General features: G+C 72.6%; 10 protein-coding genes. 9 read left to right on the forward strand and 1 reads right to left on the reverse strand.

Annotated features, from left to right (window positions below; all coding sequences use genetic code 11):
• The first annotated feature begins 63 nt into the window (after positions 1 to 63).
• The 9 genes from argS to ABZV00_RS20980 all read left to right on the forward strand — a co-directional run bounded on the left by argS (position 64) and on the right by ABZV00_RS20980 (position 17,430).
• On the forward strand, positions 64 to 1,731 hold the full coding sequence (gene argS / locus ABZV00_RS20940; protein WP_328419882.1) for an arginine--tRNA ligase: 1,668 nt from the start codon (positions 64 to 66) through the stop codon (positions 1,729 to 1,731).
• A 1-nt stretch (position 1,732) separates the two neighbouring features.
• Positions 1,733 to 3,118, forward strand: a complete 1,386-nt coding sequence (gene lysA / locus ABZV00_RS20945; protein ID WP_355608653.1) for a diaminopimelate decarboxylase — start codon at positions 1,733 to 1,735, stop codon at positions 3,116 to 3,118.
• An 8-nt stretch (positions 3,119 to 3,126) separates the two neighbouring features.
• Entirely contained in the window at positions 3,127 to 4,437 is a 1,311-nt protein-coding gene (locus tag ABZV00_RS20950; RefSeq protein ID WP_328426065.1) for a homoserine dehydrogenase, read from the forward strand.
• A 152-nt stretch (positions 4,438 to 4,589) separates the two neighbouring features.
• Positions 4,590 to 5,639 carry a threonine synthase gene (gene thrC, locus ABZV00_RS20955; RefSeq protein WP_355608656.1) on the forward strand — a complete coding sequence of 350 codons (1,050 nt, stop codon included), beginning with the start codon at positions 4,590 to 4,592 and terminating at the stop codon, positions 5,637 to 5,639.
• Positions 5,640 to 5,802: 163 nt separating this feature from the next.
• Complete coding sequence (locus tag ABZV00_RS20960; RefSeq protein WP_355608659.1) at positions 5,803 to 9,090, forward strand: efflux RND transporter permease subunit; 3,288 nt, start codon at positions 5,803 to 5,805, stop codon at positions 9,088 to 9,090.
• A 151-nt stretch (positions 9,091 to 9,241) separates the two neighbouring features.
• On the forward strand, positions 9,242 to 10,483 hold the full coding sequence (locus ABZV00_RS20965; protein ID WP_355608662.1) for an MFS transporter: 1,242 nt from the start codon (positions 9,242 to 9,244) through the stop codon (positions 10,481 to 10,483).
• Between the two features lie 64 nt (positions 10,484 to 10,547).
• Positions 10,548 to 11,492 carry a homoserine kinase gene (thrB, locus tag ABZV00_RS20970; protein WP_355608665.1) on the forward strand — a complete coding sequence of 315 codons (945 nt, stop codon included), beginning with the start codon at positions 10,548 to 10,550 and terminating at the stop codon, positions 11,490 to 11,492.
• A 298-nt stretch (positions 11,493 to 11,790) separates the two neighbouring features.
• Positions 11,791 to 13,857, forward strand: coding sequence for a transcription termination factor Rho (rho, locus tag ABZV00_RS20975; RefSeq protein WP_355608667.1), 2,067 nt, complete (start codon positions 11,791 to 11,793; stop codon positions 13,855 to 13,857).
• A 156-nt stretch (positions 13,858 to 14,013) separates the two neighbouring features.
• Positions 14,014 to 17,430 (forward strand): phosphodiester glycosidase family protein, encoded by a 3,417-nt coding sequence (locus tag ABZV00_RS20980; RefSeq protein ID WP_355608670.1) that lies wholly within the window; start codon positions 14,014 to 14,016, stop codon positions 17,428 to 17,430.
• Positions 17,431 to 17,481: 51 nt separating this feature from the next.
• Here ABZV00_RS20980 and ABZV00_RS20985 read toward each other — a convergent pair whose 3' ends face one another.
• A complete protein-coding gene (locus ABZV00_RS20985; RefSeq protein WP_355608672.1) occupies positions 17,482 to 18,378 on the reverse strand; it encodes an AAA family ATPase in 897 nt (298 codons plus the stop codon).
• Between the last annotated feature and the right edge of the window lie 132 nt (positions 18,379 to 18,510).

Below are 18,510 nucleotides of genomic sequence, written 5' to 3' on the forward strand. Positions count from 1 at the left end.
CGGGCCGGATGACGCGGTGGGTAGCCGCCGAGTGCCCGAGTCTACCCCCGATAACATGGCTGGGTGACTCCTGCAGAACTCGCCTCGGTCGTCCTCACCGCTGCCCGCGCCGTCTTCAGCGAGCGTGGCCTGGACCAGGCCGCGCTGCCGGAGCGTACGGCGGTGGAGCGACCCCGCAACCCCGAGCACGGCGACTACGCCTCCACGCTCGCCCTGCAGTTGAGCAAGAAGGTGGGCGTTCCGCCGCGCGAGCTGGCCGCCGCGCTGGCCGACGAGCTGGGCCGGGCACCCGGGGTCAAGTCGGTGGAAATCGCCGGCCCAGGCTTCCTGAACATCCGGCTGGACGCGGCCGCCGCCGGCCAGCTCGCCCGGGTGATCGTCGAGGCCGGCGCGGAGTACGGCCGCAGCGACCGGCTCGCCGGCGAAAAGATCAACCTGGAGTTCGTCTCGGCCAACCCGACCGGCCCGGTGCACATCGGCGGGGTCCGGTGGGCGGCCGTCGGTGACGCGCTCAGCCGGCTGCTGCGGGCCACCGGTGCCGAGGTGGGCACGGAGTACTACTTCAACGACGCCGGGTCCCAGATCGACCGGTTCGCCCGCTCGCTGCTCGCCGCCGCCAACGGCCAGTCCGCGCCCGAGGACGGCTACGGCGGGGCGTACATCGGGGAGATCGCCGCCGAGGTGCAGGCCCGCCGGCCGGACGTGCTGACCCTGGACGACGCCGCCGCCCAGGAGGTGTTCCGGGTCGAGGGCGTCGCGCTGATGTTCGACGAGATCCGCTCCTCGCTGCGCGACTTCGGGGTGGAGTTCGACACCTACTTCAACGAGAAGGACCTGCACGACCGGGGTGAGCTGGACCTCGCCCTGGCCCGGCTGCGCGAGCAGGGTCAGGTCTACGAGTCCGAGGGCGCCACCTGGCTGCGGACCACCGACTTCGGCGACGACAAGGACCGGGTGCTGCGCAAGTCCAACGGCGAGTGGACGTACTTCGCCGCGGACTGCGCCTACTACCTGGACAAGCGGGAGCGCGGCTTCGAGCGGGTCGTGATCATGCTGGGCGCCGACCACCACGGCTACATCGGCCGGATGAAGGCGATGGCCGCCTGCTTCGGCGACGACCCGGAGCGCAACCTGGAGATCCTGATCGGGCAGCTGGTCAACCTGCTGCGCGACGGCGCCCCGGTGCGGATGAGCAAGCGGGCCGGCACCGTGATCACCCTGGAGGACCTGGTCGAGGCGATCGGGGTGGACGCCTCCCGGTACGCGCTGGCCCGCTACTCCAGCGACTCCCCGATCGACATCGACATCGAGCTGTGGACCCGGGCCACCCGTGACAACCCGGTCTACTACGTGCAGTACGTCGCCGCCCGGACGGCGGGCGTGGCCCGCAACGCCGCCGAGGTGGGGCTGCTCCAGGGCGGCGCCGACGATTTCCGCCCCGAGCTGCTCGGGCACGAGAAGGAGAACGAGCTGCTCAAGGCGCTCGCCGAGTTCCCGGCGGTGGTCGCCACCGCCGCCGAGCTGCGCGAGCCGCACCGGGTGGCCCGCTACCTGGAGGAGAGCGTCGCAGCCTCCTTCCACCGGTTCTACGACAACTGCCGGGTGCTGCCGTTGGGCGACGAGGAGGTCACCGACCTGCACCGGGCCCGGCTCTGGCTCAACAACGCCACCCGCACGGTGATCGCCAACGGTCTGCACCTGCTCGGCGTCTCCGCACCCGAGAGGATGTGACATGAGGGCTCATGAGGCTGGTGCGCTGCACGCGGACATCAGCAACCAGGGGCCGGCCTGGCTGCGTACCCCACAGGACGTCAACGCCCTCGTGCCGGCGCTGTGGCCACGCACGGTGACGCGCGGCGCCGACGGCGCGGTCGCCGTCGCGGGCCTGAGCGTCCGCGACATCGCGGCCGAGTTCGGCACCCCGGTGTACGTCCTCGACGAGGACGACCTGCGGTCACGCTGCCGGGACTTTCGGGCGGCCTTCCCGACCGAGGACGTCTTCTACGCCGGCAAGGCGTTCCTCTGCCGGGCCGTGGTCCGGATGATCGCCGAGGAGGGGCTGCACCTCGACGTCTGCACCGGCGGCGAACTGGCCACCGCGCTGGCGGCCGGGATGCCACCGGAGCGGATCGGCTTCCACGGCAACAACAAGTCGGTGGCCGAGCTGAGCCGGGCACTGGACGCCAGGGTGGGGCGGATCATCGTCGACTCGTTCACCGAGATCGACCGGCTGACCGCGCTGGCCCGCGAGCGGGGGGTCCGCCCCCGGGTGCTGGTCCGGGTCACCGTCGGCGTCGAGGCGCACACCCACGAGTTCATCGCCACCGCCCACGAGGACCAGAAGTTCGGCTTCTCGCTGGCCGGCGGGGCGGCCGCGTCGGCCGCCTTCAAGATCCTCGACGAGGACGCACTGGAGTTGCGCGGGCTGCACTCGCACATCGGCTCGCAGATCTTCGACGCCAGCGGCTTCGAGGTCTCCGCCCGCCGGGTGCTCGCCCTCCAGGCGCAGATCCGCGACGCGCGCGGGGTCGAGCTGCCCGAGCTGGACCTGGGCGGCGGCTTCGGTATCGCCTACACCACCCAGGACGACCCGGCCGCTCCGCAGGACCTGGCCAAGCGGCTGCGCAAGATCGTCGACTCGGAGTGCGCGGCGGAGAATCTGGCCGTGCCGCGGCTCTCCATCGAGCCGGGGCGGGCCATTGTCGGGCCGTCCGTGTTCACCCTCTACGAGGTCGGCACGGTCAAGGACCTCGACAGCATCCGCACGTACGTCAGCGTCGACGGCGGGATGAGCGACAACATCCGGACGGCGCTCTATGACGCGTCCTACTCGGCGACGCTGGCCTCCCGTGCCTCGACCGCCGAGCCGATGCTCGCCCGCGTGGTGGGAAAGCACTGTGAGTCCGGGGACATCGTGGTGAAGGATGAATTCCTGCCCGCCGACGTGCAGGCCGGAGATCTTGTCGCGGTGCCCGGCACCGGTGCCTACTGCCGCAGCATGGCCAGCAACTACAACCACGTACCCCGGCCACCGGTGGTCGCGGTGCGCGACGGCCAGGCGCGTCTGATCGTCCGGCGGGAAACCGAAGAGGATCTGCTGGCTTTGGATGTGGGATGACGTCACCTGTGCGCTTGGCACTGCTCGGCTGCGGCACGGTCGGTCAGGAGGTGGTCCGGCTGCTGCACGAGCAGGGGACCGACTTGGCCGCCCGGATCGGCGCTCCGCTGGAGATCGCCGGCATCGCCGTCCGCCGACTCGGCCGTGACCGCGGTGACCTGCCGGTCGACCCCACCCTGTTCACGACCGACGCGCTCGGCCTGATCAAGCGCGACGACGTGGACGTGGTGATCGAGGTGGTCGGCGGCATCGAGCCGGCCCGGACCTGGCTGGTCGAGGCGCTGCGCGCCGGCAAGAGCGTGGTCACCGCCAACAAGGCGCTGCTCGCCGAGGACGGCGTGGCGCTGCACGACGCGGCGGCCGAGGGCGGCGGCGACCTCTACTACGAGGCGTCCGTGGCCGGGGCCATCCCGCTGCTGCGCCCGCTGCGCGAGTCGCTGCACGGCGACCGGATCAACCGGGTCACCGGCATCGTCAACGGCACCACCAACTTCATCCTCTCCGCCATGGACGCCACCGGCGCCGGCTTCGCCGAGGCATTGGAGGAGGCCACCGAGCTGGGGTACGCGGAGGCCGACCCGACCGCCGACGTGGAGGGCTTCGATGCGGCGGCCAAGGCGGCGATCCTCGCCTCGCTGGCGTTCCACACCCGGGTCGGTGCCGCCGACGTGCACCGGGAGGGCATCACCGAGGTCACCGCCGCGGACGTGGCCAGCGCCCAGGCGATGGGCTGCACGATCAAGCTGCTCTGCATCGCGGCCCGCGGCGTCGACCCGGCCGGCCGGGACACGGTCAGCGTCCGGGTGCACCCGGCGATGATCCCGCGCAGCCACCCGCTGGCCAGCGTCGGCGACGCGTTCAACGCGGTCTTCGTGGAGGCGGACGCGGCCGGGGAGCTGATGTTCTACGGCCGGGGCGCGGGTGGCGCGCCGACGGCCAGCGCCGTCCTCGGCGACGTGGTGGCGGTGGCCCGAAACCGGCTCGCCGGGGTGCGCGCGGCCAGCGAGAGCGCGTACGCCGACCTGGCGGTACGGCCGATGGGCGAGGCGCTGACCCGCTACCACGTCAGCCTGGACGTGGCCGACCGTCCGGGTGTGCTGGCCGCGGTGGCTGGCGTGTTCGCCCGGCACGACGTGTCGATCGCGACCGTGCGGCAGGGCTCGGCGGGCGGGGTGCCCGGCCGGGACGGCGACGCCGAGTTGGTCATCGTCACCCACGTGGCACCGGACGCCGCGCTCGCCGCCACCGTGGGCGAGCTTCGTGGTCTGGACATCGTCCGGTCGGTGACCAGCGTGCTGCGGGTCGAGGGTGGCGCGTGAGTCGTTGACCCGGTGGTGGGGCAGGCCGTGCGCGGCCCTCACGTCCCGCCAGGTGGGTAACCCGGGGTGCGCCACCGGTCGCTCCGGCAGGCTGGTCCAGGGTGGCCTGGAAATGCTCAGGTCGGCACGTCGGTAGAGGCGAGGAGAGCGACATGTGGCGGGGTCTGATCGAGGCGTACCGGGATCGGCTGCCGGTCACCGCGGCCACGCCCGTCGTCACGCTGCACGAGGGGAACACCCCACTGCTGCCCGCGCCGGTGCTCTCCGCCCGGCTCGGTTGCGACGTGCACCTCAAGGTGGAGGGCGCCAACCCGACCGGCTCGTTCAAGGACCGCGGGATGACCCTCGCGGTCTCCAAGGCGGTCGAGGCCGGCAACAAGGCCATCATCTGCGCCTCCACCGGCAACACCAGCGCCTCCGCCGCGGCGTACGCGGCCCGGGCCGGGCTGACCTGCGCGGTGCTGGTGCCGCAGGGCAAGATCGCGCTGGGCAAGCTGGCCCAGGCGCTGGTGCACGGCGCGAAGCTGCTCCAGGTGAGCGGCAACTTCGACGACTGTCTCGCGACGGCCGCCAAGCTCGCCCAGGACTACCCGGTCGCCTTGGTCAACTCGGTCAACATCGACCGTCTGCACGGGCAGAAGACCGCCGCCTTCGAGATCGTCGAGGCGCTCGGTGACGCGCCCGACATCCACTGCCTGCCGGTCGGCAACGCCGGCAACATCGCCGCCTACTGGATGGGGTACGCGGAGGAGCACGCCGCCGGCGCCACCACCCGGGCCCCGAAGATGTACGGCTTCCAGGCCGCCGGCGCGGCCCCGATCGTGACCGGCCAGGTGGTGCCGGAGCCGTCGACCATCGCCACCGCGATCCGGATCGGCAACCCGGCGAGCTGGACCAAGGCGCTGGACGCCCGCGACGCCTCGGGTGGCCTGATCGCGGCGGTGACGGACCGGGAGATCCTGTCCGCGTACCGGCTGCTCGCCCGCGAGGTGGGGGTCTTCGTCGAGCTGGGCAGCGCGGCCAGCGTGGCCGGCCTGCTCCAGCAGGCCGCGGCGGGTGCGGTGCCGGCGGGTTCGACGGTGGTCTGCACGGTGACCGGCCATGGTCTGAAGGACCCGGAGTGGGCGATTTCCACGGCGCCCGCTCCGCTGACCATCGCGAACGACCCGCTGGCCGCGGCCCGCGCCCTCGACCTGGCCTGAGCGGCCAGCGCGCCGCCGCATCGCCGCCGGTCTCGGCGGCGGCCGGCTCCGGAAACGTGGCCGGCGTGGGGCCGGCGTGGGGCCGGCGAGGGTCGGGGTGATCGAGTCCGGCACACTTTCGGGTATCCCCACCCGCATTCTCTTTCAGGAGTGAGCCAGGCCGATGTCGCTGCTCGCCAGATTCAGCCTCGCCAACCGAGGGCTGGTTGCCCTCATCGCGGTGGTGATCACGGCGTTCGGAGCGTTCGCCGTACCGTCGCTGAAGCAGCAACTGCTGCCGTCGCTCGAATTCCCGGCCGCGTTCATCGTGGCCCCCTACCCCGGCGCCGGACCCGAGATCGTCGAGTCGCAGGTGACCGAGCCGATCGAGAACGCCCTCCAGAGCATCCCCGGTCTGGACAAGGTCACCTCCACCTCCCGCGAGGGGTCGGCCACCGTCCAGGTGCAGTACGAGTTCGGCACCGACCTGGACGACATGGTCAACAAGATGCAGACCGCGCTGAGCCGCATCGACGCCCAGCTGCCGGAGGGCGTCGATCCGCAGGTCATCGCGGGCAGCACCGACGACCTGCCGGCGGTGGTGCTGGCTGCGGCCGGCGGGGCGGACCAGCGGTCGCTCGCCGAGAAGCTGCGCGACACGGTGGTGCCGGAGCTGGAGGGGATCGAGGGGGTCCGCACGGTCGATGTGACCGGGACCCGCGACGACATCGTGGTGGTCACCCCGGACCCGGCCAAGCTCGCCGCGGCGAAGCTCCAGCCCACGGCGATCGGCGCCGCGCTGAAGACCAACGGCGTGACGATCCCGGCCGGCGCGGTGAACGACGGCAGCCTGGCCCTCCCGGTGCAGGTTGGCACGCCGGTCGCCACCCTGGACGACCTGCGCGGCATCGTGGTCGCCCCTGGCGCGCGCCCGGTCCGTCTCGGTGACGTGGCGGCCGTCGAGCAGCAGGTCGCCCCGGCCACCGCGATCACCCGGACCAACGGCCAGGACAGTCTCGGCATCGCGGTCACCGCGGCGCCGGACGGCAACGCGGTGGAGATCTCGCACGAGATCCGGGACAAGCTGGCCGACCTGAAGGACGCCTCCGGCGCCGAGCTGACCGTGGTCTTCGACCAGGCGCCGTTCGTCGAGAAGTCGATCGAGTCGCTGACCACCGAGGGCCTGCTGGGCCTGCTGATGGCGGTCATCGTCATCCTGGTCTTCCTGCTGTCGGTGCGCTCGACCGTGGTCACCGCGGTCTCCATCCCGCTCTCCGTGCTGGTGGCACTGATCGCTCTCTGGATCGGCGACTACTCGCTCAACCTGCTCACCCTCGGCGCGCTGACCATCGCGGTGGGCCGGGTGGTGGACGACTCGATCGTGGTGCTGGAAAACATCAAACGGCACCTCGAGTACGGCGAGGAGAAGCAGCACGCGATCATCACCGGCGTCCGTGAGGTGGCTGGCGCGGTGACCGCGTCCACCCTCACCACGGTCGCGGTGTTCGCGCCGATCGCGCTGGTCGGCGGGTTCGTCGGGCAGCTCTTCGCGCCGTTCGCGATCACCGTGACGGTGGCGCTGCTCGCCTCGCTGCTGGTGTCGCTGACCGTGATCCCGGTGCTGGCGTACTGGTTCCTCAAGCCGCGCGGCGGCACCGTGGACGACGAGGCGGTGCGGCGCGGCGCGGAGGAGAAGGAGCTGCGCAGCCCGTTGCAGCGGGCGTACCTGCCGGTGATCGGGTTCGCCACCCGCAAGCGGTCCACCCGCTGGATCACCGTCGGTCTCGGCCTGCTGGTGCTCTTCGGCACCTTCGGTCTGTCCCAGAAGCTGGAGACCAACTTCCTGGACGACTCCGGCCAGGACACGCTCAGCTTCCAGCAGGAGTTGCCGGCGGGTAGCGGTCTGGCCGCCACCGACGCGGCGGCCAAGCAGGTCGAGACGGTGCTCGGGCGTACCGACGGGGTCGAGACCTACCAGGTGACCGCCGGCGGCGGGGACAACCCGTTCGCGGGCGGCGGCAACAACATCGCGACGTGGTCGGTGGCGCTCGACGGGGACACCGACGCGAAGCAGATGCGCGAGGTGCTGCGCAAGGAGTTCGACACGCTCGGCACCGGACTGGGCGAGGTCACCTTCGGCGGCGGGCAGGATGCCTCGACCAGCCAGCTTGAGGTGGTCGTCCAGGCCAGCGACCCGGAGGTGCTGACCCGGGCCGCCGAGGCTGCCCGGACGGCGATGGCCGGGGTGCCGGACGTCGCGGACGTCACCACCAGCCTTGCCGCGCAGGTGCCGCGGGTCGACGTGACCGTCGACCGGGTCGCCGCCGGTCGGGTCGGGCTCACCGAGGCCGCGGTGGGTCAGTTCGTGTCGCAGGCGTTCCGTGGGGCGCCGCTGGGCCAGGTCACGCTCGACGGCCAGCAGCAGAACGTGGTGCTGCGGTTGGGTGTACAGCCGCCGGTGTCGGTGGAGCAGCTGAACGCCCTGCCGATCGGTCCGGTCAAGCTGGGCGACATCGCGAAGGTCACCCGGGCCGAGGGGCCGCAGCAGGTCAGCCGGATCGACGGTGAGCGCAGCGTCTCGGTGACCGGCACGGCGACCGGCTCGAACCTGGGCGCGACCAGCCAGGAGCTGCAGAAGCGGCTGGACGGCATCGACGTGCCCGGGGCGACCTTCACCATCGGTGGGGTCAGCGCGGACCAGGCGGACGCGTTCGGCGACCTGGGCCTGGCTGTGCTGGCCGCGATCGCGATCGTGTTCCTGATCATGGTGGCGACGTTCCGGAGCCTCACCCAGGCGCTGATCCTGCTGATCTCCATTCCGTTCGCGGCGACCGGCGCGATCGGCCTGCTGCTGGTGACCGGGACGCCGCTCGGCGTGCCGGCGCTGATCGGCGTGCTGATGCTGGTCGGCATCGTGGTGACCAACGCGATCGTGCTGCTGGATCTGATCAACCAGTACCGGGCCCGGGGCATGGGAGTCGGGGAGGCGGTGGTCGAGGGTGGCCGGCGCCGGCTGCGCCCGATCCTGATGACCGCGGTCGCGACCATCTTCGCGCTGCTGCCGATGGCGCTCGGGTTGACCGGCGAGGGCGGCTTCATCTCCCAGCCGCTGGCGGTCGTGGTGATCGGTGGCCTGCTCAGCTCGACGCTGCTCACCCTGATCCTGGTGCCGACGCTGTACACGATGGTGGAGCGCACCAAGGAGTCGCTGCGCCAGCGGCGCCGCCAGCGGCGCTCCGGCCAGCCGGCGGTGACCGGGTCGACCGGACCGGAGACCGACGAGCCGGCCGGCCCGAACCAGGTCGCGGTGCCGTCCGGTGCGCCGGCAGCGGCGCAGACCGAGGGATCGCAGCCGGCGGCGGGGCGACCCGTCCCGTCGGGTGCGCTGGTGGACGGCACGGACCAGTTCGAGGTGCTGCGGCTGCCGCGCAGCCGTACCTCGCCGCTGCCTCCGTCGGAGCCGACCGAGTAGTCGGACCGGCACGGTGAAACGCCCCTGGCGGGTTCCGACCCGCCGGGGGCGTTCCGGCTTCCGAGGCCGGCCGGCTCCGGGTGGATCCCGGGACCGGTCGTGGCTGGTCGCGCCGAAATAGAGCCCTGTCATCCGGGTAGGGTCCTGCTCCGTGGCGTCCACCCTCTCGGTTCTCACCGGCAACCGGAGCTTCCGTAACCTGTTCCTCGCCGAGCTGGTGGTCTTCGGTGCCGACTGGTTCGTCATGGTGCCGCTGCTGGTGTTGCTGCCCCAGCTGACCGGCAGCGGGGTCTGGGGCGCGCTGGTGCTGGCGGTGGACACCGGCATCGTGGCGCTGCTGCTGCCGTACACCGGCACGGTGGCCGACCGGTTCGACCGGCGGAAGATCATGATCGCGGCGAACGTGGCGGCGCTGGTGGGCGTGTTGCTGCTGCTCGGCGTCCGGGACGGAACGGCCTGGCTGGCGCTGGTGGCGATCGGGGTGGTGGCGGTCGCCAAGGCGTTCTACTCGCCGGCCGCCCAGGCCGCGCTGCCCAACGTGCTGGAGCCGGACGAGCTGGCGGCCGGTAACGCGGTGGCCGGCTCAGCCTGGGGCACCATGACGGTGGTCGGCGCTTCGCTCGGCGGCGTACTCAGCTCGGCTGCCGGCCCGTACGTCTGCTTCTGGGTTGCGGCGGTGGGCCTGGCGCTGGCCGCGGGTCTCGCCACACGGATCCGCCGGCCCTTGCAGGCGCCCCGGGACGCCGACCGGCCGGCCCAGCGGACCTGGCCGGCGGTCCGCGAGGCACTCGGCTACATCGGGCACCGGCCGCGGGTGCTGGCGCTGGTCACGGTGAAGTCGGCGGTCGGCCTGGGCAACGGGGTGCTGACCGTGTTCCCGCTGCTCGCCGGCGTGTACGGGGTCGGCTCGCTGGGCGCTGGCCTGCTCTTCGCGGTGCGCGGGGCGGGGGCTCTGGTGGGGCCGATCCTGATGCGTCGGGTGCTGACCAACCGGTCCTGGCTGCTGCCCGGGCTGGCGCTGTCCATGTCGCTCTACGGGCTGTCCTACCTGGGCGCGTCGGTGGTCCGCTGGTTCCCCTTGGTGCTGCTGCTGGTCTTCGTGGCGCACTTCGCGGGCGGGAGCAACTGGGTGATGTCGAACTTCGCCCTGCAGGGCGAAGTGCCGGATCGGTTGCGGGGGCGAGTCTTCGCCACCGACATGATGCTCGCGACGCTGGCCATCTCGGTGAGCCAGCTGGCCGTGGCCCTGGTGGTGGACGTGGTGGACGAGCGGGTGGTGCTGGCCGGCTGTGGGCTGGTCACCCTCGTGTACGCGGTCGGCTGGCGGATCGCCACCCGCCGACTCTCGCTCACCACCCCGGCTGCCGAGCCGGTTCCCGACCCGGCCGGCTGAGCGCGCCGGTCCCACGCTGCGGGCGCAGGACCGGAACGTCGGTGCCGACCCCTAGCATGAGCCCGTGCCGACGAACTTCACCGCCGGGCCGGTCCGGGTCCGGGTCCCCGCGACCAGTGCCAACCTGGGCCCGGGCTTCGACGCGCTCGGTCTCGCCCTCGGCCTCTACGACGACCTGGCCGCCGAGGTCACCTCGGGTGGGGTCCGGGTGACGGTGACCGGGCAGGGGGCCGGTGAGCTGCCCGACGACGACCGGCACCTGGTGGTGCGGGCGATGCGGGCCGGCTTCGACGTGCTCGGTGCCCAGCCCGAGGGGCTGAGCGTGGAGTGCGTCAACCGGATCCCGCAGGCGCGTGGGTTGGGCTCCTCGTCCGCCGCGATCGTCGCCGGTGTGTTGCTGGCTCGCGCCCTGGTCACCGATGGGGAGCGCCGGCTGGACGACGGTGCCGTTCTCCGGCTGGCCGCCGAGATCGAGGGCCATCCGGACAATGTCGCGCCGTGCCTGCTCGGGGGCTTCACGCTGGCCTGGTCCGAGTCGACCGGCGCCCGCGCGGTGTCCCTGCCGGTCGCTGACGGGGTCCGGCCCACTGTTTTCGTTCCGGCGGAGCGCGGGTTGACCGCGACCGCGAGGGCGGCGTTGCCGGCCACCGTGCCGCACGGCGACGCCGCGTTGACCGCCGGGCGGGCCGCGCTGCTGGTGCACGCGCTGACCGCCGACCCGACGCTGCTGCTGCCGGCCACCGTCGACCGGCTCCACCAGGATTACCGCGCACCCGCGATGCCGGGGACGTCCGCCCTGGTCAGTGAGTTGCGAGCGGCCGGTGTGGCGGCTGTGATCAGTGGTGCGGGGCCGACTGTCCTGGCGCTCAGTGACCCACCGGCCGCCTTCCCGATGGGAACAGATTGGCAGATCTGGCAGTTACCGATAGACGTCAGCGGTGCAAGGGTTGCCCGGGGTAGACTTGGACACGCCGAGCGGGACCCTGTTGCCGCAGGTCGGAAGAGTTGATTACGCTCTAGACCTAGCACAGCCGCGAAGCACGCGATCTCCTGCGGGGCGGCGCACCCCCGAAGCTCTCGGCGGTCAGCCCGTCACCCCTGCCCAAGGCCCACGCCGCACCGCAGTTTCCACAGGTCGCCGCAGACGGCGAGACCTGCTCACCGACCTTTGGTGAGTCGGGATACCGACCGGCTGCTGTGTCACAGACTCCCGCGACGCGTCCTTGCGAGGCGGGTGCACCGAGGCCGCCCGGCCACCTGAGTTCTGACTCCGGGCAGTCCCGGCCTTTATCGAGGGAAGGAATCCATTGAGCGACACCACCGACGTGACGTCGGATGTTTCCAACGTCGCTGGCGATGCCACCACCGCCGCTCCCGCCCGTCGGCGGCGTAGCGGCACCGGTCTGTCGGCGATGCTGCTGCCAGAGCTGCAGAGCCTGGCCGCGTCGCTCGGCATCTCCGGCACGGCTCGCATGCGCAAAGGCGAGCTGATCGCCGCGATCTCCGAGCGGCAGGGCGGCAACGCCGCCGGGACCCCTCGACCGCGGGCTGAGGTCGCGGCTGCGGCCGCTCCGGCTCGTGAGGAGGTGCGGGAGACCGTGGACCGTCCGGCGGCCGAGGGACGCAGCACCGACCAGGCGCCGGCCGAGCCGGCCGCCGAGACCGAGGGCCGGGGTCGTACCCGGCGGAGCCGGACCACCGCGGCGGAGGCGCGTCCCACTGAGGCACGCACCGACGAGGCGGAGGCCGGCGAGCGGACCGACCGGGGTGAGAACCGCCGGGACCGTGCCGAGCGTCCGGAGCGTGCCGAGCGCGCAGAGCGTCCGGAGCGCGCGGAGCGTGCCGAGCGTCCGGAGCGCGCAGAGCGTGCCGAGCGTCCGGAGCGGGCAGAGCGTGCCGACCGGGGCGAGCGCAACGACCGGGGCGAGCGTGCCGAGCGCAACGACCGGGGCGAGCGTGCCGAGCGGGGCGAGCGCAACGAGCGTGGTGACCGTGCCGAGCGAGGCGAGCGTGCCGAGCGCAACGAGCGTGGTGACCGTCCCGAGCGCAACGACCGGGGCGACCGCAACGACCGTGGTCAGCGCGCCGAGCGCGACAACGACGACGATGACGGCGAGGGCGGCGGTCGGCGTGGCCGGCGCAGCCGCTTCCGGGACCGTCGCCGCGGCCGTGGCGAGCGCACCGAGACCGGTGCCGACACCGGTGGGCGCGAGCCGCAGGTCGGCGAGGACGACGTGCTCGTCCCGGTGGCCGGCATCATCGACGTGCTCGACAACTACGCCTTCGTGCGGACGACCGGTTACCTGGCCGGCCCGAACGACGTGTACGTCTCGATGTCCCAGATCAAGAAGTACGGCCTGCGCCGCGGTGACGCGATCACCGGTGCGGTGCGTGCGGCCCGCGAGGGCGGCAACAGTGGCGACCAGCGGCGGGACAAGTACAACCCGCTGATGCGGCTGGACACCATCAACGGCATGGAGCCGGAGGAGGCGCGGCGCCGGCCGGAGTTCTACAAGCTCACGCCGCTGTACCCGCAGGAGCGCCTGCGGTTGGAGACCGAGCCGCACATCCTGACCACCCGGGTCATCGACCTGGTCATGCCGATCGGCAAGGGCCAGCGGGCGCTCATCGTGTCGCCGCCGAAGGCGGGTAAGACGATGGTGCTGCAGGCGATCGCGAACGCGATCACCCGTAACAACCCGGAGTGCCACCTGATGGTGGTGCTGGTGGACGAGCGGCCCGAAGAGGTCACCGACATGCAGCGTTCGGTGAAGGGCGAGGTCATCGCGGCCACGTTCGACCGGCCGCCGCAGGACCACACCACGGTCGCTGAGCTGGCGATCGAGCGGGCGAAGCGCCTGGTCGAGCTGGGGCACGACGTGGTCGTGCTGCTGGACTCGGTGACCCGGCTCGGTCGGTCGTACAACCTGGCGGCGCCGGCCAGCGGCCGGATCATGTCGGGTGGTATCGACTCCACCGCGCTCTACCCGCCGAAGCGCTTCCTCGGCGCGGCCCGCAACATCGAGAACGGCGGGTCGCTGACCATCCTCGCCACCGCGCTGGTGGAGACCGGGTCCATGGCGGACACGGTCATCTTCGAGGAGTTCAAGGGCACCGGTAACGCGGAGCTGAAGCTGGACCGGAAGATCGCCGACAAGCGAACCTTCCCGGCCATCGACATCAACCCGTCCGGTACGCGTAAGGAAGAGGTCCTGCTCGCGCCGGAGGAGCTGGCCATCATCCACAAGCTCCGCAAGGTGCTGCACTCGCTGGACTCGCAGGCGGCGCTGGACCTGCTGCTGGACCGGCTCAAGCAGTCCCGCACCAACATCGAGTTCCTGATGCAGATCGCGAAGTCGACGCCGGGGGAGTAACCATCCCCGGGTGACAAAGACGACGAAGGGGCACGGCCAACCCGGCCGTGCCCCTTCGTCGTGTCCACCCCCGCCCGGTGGCGAGGGGTGGAGTTTTCCTTCGGTTCAGTCGGTACATCTTGAAACTTCTATTCACCATCGGGTTGACTGTCGTCCATGCGTACCCGCAGACGTTCCGCCCGTCGCACCGGCGTCTTGCTGCTGACACCGCTGCTCACCCTGGCCGTTCCGGTGCCGGCGACCGCCGCCCCGCCGGCCCCGACCGCCGTCTCCGCCCCGATCGCCGCCCCGACCGTCGCCGCCGGCCTGGAGCCGGCCGACGGTCTGGAGACCACGAAGGCCACCCGGCCGGTCGCGCCGGGCGTGCAGCTCACCTCCTTCGACCGGTACGACGCCGATGGCTGGCTGCGTGCCGACGCGCTCACCACCGATCTCACCGGCGGCGCCACTGTCGACTACGTCAACTCCGGAGCGGTCAGCCGGGCCGAGCCGCTGCGCACCGCGGTGGACGGCTCGCGCGCGGTCGCCGCGGTCAACGGCGACTTCTTCGACATCAACAACTCCGGGGCCGCCCAGGGCGTCGGCATCCGCGACGGCGAGCTGATCCAGTCGGCGGTCAGCGGTCACCGCAACGCGGTGGCGGTCACCGCCGACGGGCTCGGCCGCGTGATCGAGGTGAACTTCGACGGCACCGCCACCCTGCCCAGCGGGCCGGTGCCGCTGACCCAGTTCAACAACATCGTGCAGGCCAACGGCATCGGCGCGTTCACCGAGCTCTGGGGGACGTATTCCCGGGAGCGGGCGGTCGCGGGCGCGGCCCGGGTCGTCGAGGTCACCGTGGCCGGCGGCCGGGTGGCCGCGGTGGCCGGCGCGGCCGGCAGCGGCCCGATCGTCGCCGGCAGCACCGTGCTGCTCGGCCGCGACGCCGGCGCGGACGCGCTGGCCGGGCTCCGCCCCGGTGACCCGGTGACGGTGGCCTGGCAGCCGAAGTCGTCCGACGGCAGCTCCCTGCACGCGGCGGTCGGCGGCGGCAACGTCCTGGTCCGCGACGGCGTCGTGCAGAGCGTCGCCGACCCTGCGCTGGCCCCGCGCACCGCGGTCGGCTTCACCGCCGACGGTCGCAAGATGATCATGTTGACGGTGGATGGTCGGCAGGTCGACAGCCGTGGCGTGACTCAGACCGAGATGGGTCGGATGATGGCCGAGCTGGGTGCCCACCACGCGCTCAACCTGGACGGCGGCGGATCGTCCACGTTGCTGGCCCGAGAGCCGGGCGCGCCCGCCGTGCAGGTGGAGAACAGCCCCTCCGACGGCAGCGAGCGACCCGTGCCCAACGGCCTGGCCATCTACGCGCCGAAGGGCAGCGGCCGGCTCACCGGCTACTGGGTGGAGACCGCCAGCGACCCCACCGCGGCCCCGGGCGTCTCACCGGTGCGCGGTGGCCGGCCGGACCGGGTCTTTCCCGGTCTGACCCGCACCCTCACCGCGGCCGGCTACGACGAGACGTACGGCCCGGCGGCCGGCACGCCGACCTGGCGGGCCACCCCGGCGGCGCGCGGCCGCGTCGACCAGCACGGTGTGTTCCGCGCTGGCGCGTCGGGGACCAGCACGGTCACCGCCGCACGCGGCCGGGCCACCGGCTCACTGGGCCTCACCGTGCTCGGCTCGCTGGAACGGATCGGCCTCACCGTGGAGCGGGTCGGGCTCACCGGCCGGGACGGCAACGCCGTGGTCGGGGTGGTCGGCTACGACGCCGAGGGCAACACCGCGCCGATCGAGCCGGCCGACCTGACCCTCGACTACGACCGGGACCTGCTGCGGGTCACCCCCACCGAGGACGGCAACCTCGCCGTCACCGCGCTGCGGGACACCGGCTCCGGCCTGATCACCGTCCACGTCGGACGGAACAGCACCGTCGTGCCGGTCACCGTCGGGTTGACCGACGTGCCGGTGGCCGACTTCGACGACGCCGCGTCCTGGCGGTTCAGCCAGGCCCGGGCCAGCGGATCGGTCGCGCCGGCGCCCGGCCACACCGGCACCGGCCTGCGGATGACGTACGACTTCAGCCAGTCCACCGGCACCCGGGCCGCGTACGCCGACCCGCCGGCCTGGATCGAGGTGCCTGGCCAGCCGCAGGCGTTCGGCATGTGGATCCACGGCAACGGCACCGGGGAGTGGCCCAGCCTGCACCTGCACGACGCCCAGGACACCCAGCACGTGCTGCGCGGCCCGCTGATCACCTGGACCGGTTGGCGGTACGTGGAGTTCGCGGTCCCCGCCGGCGTGCAGTACCCGGTCCGGGTGCGCCGGTTCTACGTGGCCGAGACCATCGCCACCGCGCAGTACCGCAGCGAGGTGATCATCGACGACCTGGTGGCGAAGGTGCCGCCCTCGGTCGACGTGCCGGTGGAGGCGCCGCGTACCGACCGGGTGGTGATCCGAGACGGCACCGTGGACGGCGCACCCTGGCGGTTCGCCGTGCTCTCCGACGCCCAGTTCGTCGCCGCGAACCCGGACAGCGACCTGGTCGCCCAGGCCCGCCGGACGCTGCGCGAGGTGAAGGCGGCCCGGCCGGACTTCCTGCTGATCAACGGTGACTTCGTCGACACCGCCTACCCGGCCGACTTCACGCTGGCCAAGCGCATCCTCGACGAGGAGTTGGGTGACGCGCTGCCCTGGTACTACGTGCCCGGCAACCACGAGATCATGGGCGCCCCGATCAGCAACTTCCAGGCGGCGTTCGGCGCCACCTCGCGGGTCTTCGACCACGCCGGCACCCGGTTCGTCACGCTGAACTCGTCCACCGGGACGCTGCGGGGCGGTGGCTTTGACCAGGTCCGGATGCTGCGCGAGACGCTGGACGCGGCGGCCACCGACAAGCGTGTCGGCTCGGTCGTCGTGCTGCACCACCACCCGCCGCGCGACCCCAGCCCGGCGCAGGCCAGCCAGCTCGGCGACCGCAAGGAGGCGGCGCTGCTGGAGCAGTGGCTGGCCGACTTCCAGCACCGCACCGGCAAGGGCGCGCTCTTCGTCGGCGGCCACGTCGGCACCTTCCACGCCGAGCGGGTGGACGGGGTGCCGTACGTGATCAACGGCAACGCGGGCAAGACGCCGTCCACCCCGGCGGACCAGGGCGGCTTCACCGGCTGGACGGAGTTCGGCGTGGACCCGGTCACCCCGGCCGAGGCGGACCGGGCCCGGCGCGACCCGCGCGCAGAGGGACCCCGCTGGGTGGACGTGGAGTTCCACGCGCACGTGGACCAGCTCGCGCTGACCGCACCGGCCAGCGTCGCGGTCGGCACCCCGGCACTGGTCACCGCCACGCTGACCCAGCCCGGCGGCCGGACCGTTCCGGTGGCCGGACCGGTCAGTGCGGACTGGTCGGCCTCGCCGGGCGTGCACATCGGCTCGGCGGCCGGGGTACGCCCGTGGCACACGGCCCGCTTCGACCCGGCGAGCGGCACCCTCACGGCGCTGCGCCCCGGGTCGGTGGTTCTGGCGGTCACCGTCAACGGCATCCGCGCAGAAACCGCGATCACCCTCACCGCCCGGGCCGCCGCGCCCGCGGCCTGACCCCGCCACCGCCCCGCCCCGTCGAGCCGCACGGGGCGGGGCGGCGCCGGGTCAGAAGTCGCCGTCGGCCACCTGGAAGACGGTGAGACCGAGGGCCCGCCACATCTGCACCACCTGGACGCGGTCGTCGAAGACACCGACCACCCGGTACCGGTCCCGGATCTCCCGCTCGTAGATCTCCCGTTTGACGATCGCGTCCTTGCGCGAGTCGCCGACGGCACGCAGGTGCAGGCCGAGGTAGGGGACCCGGACGTGCCGGGCCAGCCACGCCTCGGTGGCCGCCCGGGCCGAGGCGTCCCGCCCGGAGCAGAAGACCACCCCGTACCCGGCGGCGTGCATCGCCCGGACCGCCGCGATCACCGCCGGGTTCGGCTGGTCCTCGCCAACCCGGGTCATGTCGTACGGGCTTCGGGAGACGGCCAGCGCGACGGTGCCGTCGATGTCCACGAGCACGATCTCCGGCGGTTCGGTCGACGGCGGGTGGACGCTGGCGGGTCGTCCGGTGCGGGCTTGCGGCACCGGCAACGGCAGCGTCCGCCCCGCCAGGTACCGCTCGTGCAGCCGGGAGATCACGTCCGCACCGACCCGGTCGGCCTCCGGGCGGGCGGCGTCGCGGCGCAGGCACTCGGCCAGCGGCACGTCGGTGAAGTCGTGCACCTCGAACTCCGCGCCGTACCGGGCGGCCAGCTCGGCCCAGTCCCGCAGCGACCGCGAGCGCAGGTTGGTGTCGTCCACGCAGACGTCCGCCCGGGCACGCAGCAGCGCCTCGACCTGGGCTCGCTGGACGACGGTCACCTGCGCCTCCGCCCACTGGGTGAAGAGCCGCTCGCCGTGCAGCATCCGGCGCAGGTCGTCGCGGTTGACCCGGACCACGGACGGCTGAAGGGTCCGGGCAAAGGTCGTCTTGCCGGACGCGGGCAGGCCCCGGGTGGCGATCAGGCGGCTCATCGGCTCCTCTTCGGCTCGGCGGGCGTACCCCCGGCGGGGCACTCGACCGCGGCCCGCCGGGCGGGTGAATGCCCGGCCGAGCGGCGGGAATGCGGACGGGGAGGCACGTGTTGACGATGCCGGACGAGGTGT

It is taken from the genome of Micromonospora sp. NPDC005173 (genome assembly GCF_040608515.1).
GTDB lineage: Bacteria > Actinomycetota > Actinomycetes > Mycobacteriales > Micromonosporaceae > Micromonospora.

Bases quoted from the DNA above. Each gene is read 5' to 3' on its own strand.
- lysA (WP_355608653.1), top strand. From the start codon at position 1,733: ATGAGGGCTCATGAGGCTGGTGCGCTGCACGCGGACATCAGCAACCAG.
- thrC (WP_355608656.1), top strand. From the start codon at position 4,590: ATGTGGCGGGGTCTGATCGAGGCGTACCGGGATCGGCTGCCGGTCACC.
- ABZV00_RS20960 (WP_355608659.1), top strand. From the start codon at position 5,803: ATGTCGCTGCTCGCCAGATTCAGCCTCGCCAACCGAGGGCTGGTTGCC.
- ABZV00_RS20980 (WP_355608670.1), top strand. From the start codon at position 14,014: ATGCGTACCCGCAGACGTTCCGCCCGTCGCACCGGCGTCTTGCTGCTG.
- ABZV00_RS20985 (WP_355608672.1), bottom strand. From the start codon at position 18,378: ATGAGCCGCCTGATCGCCACCCGGGGCCTGCCCGCGTCCGGCAAGACG.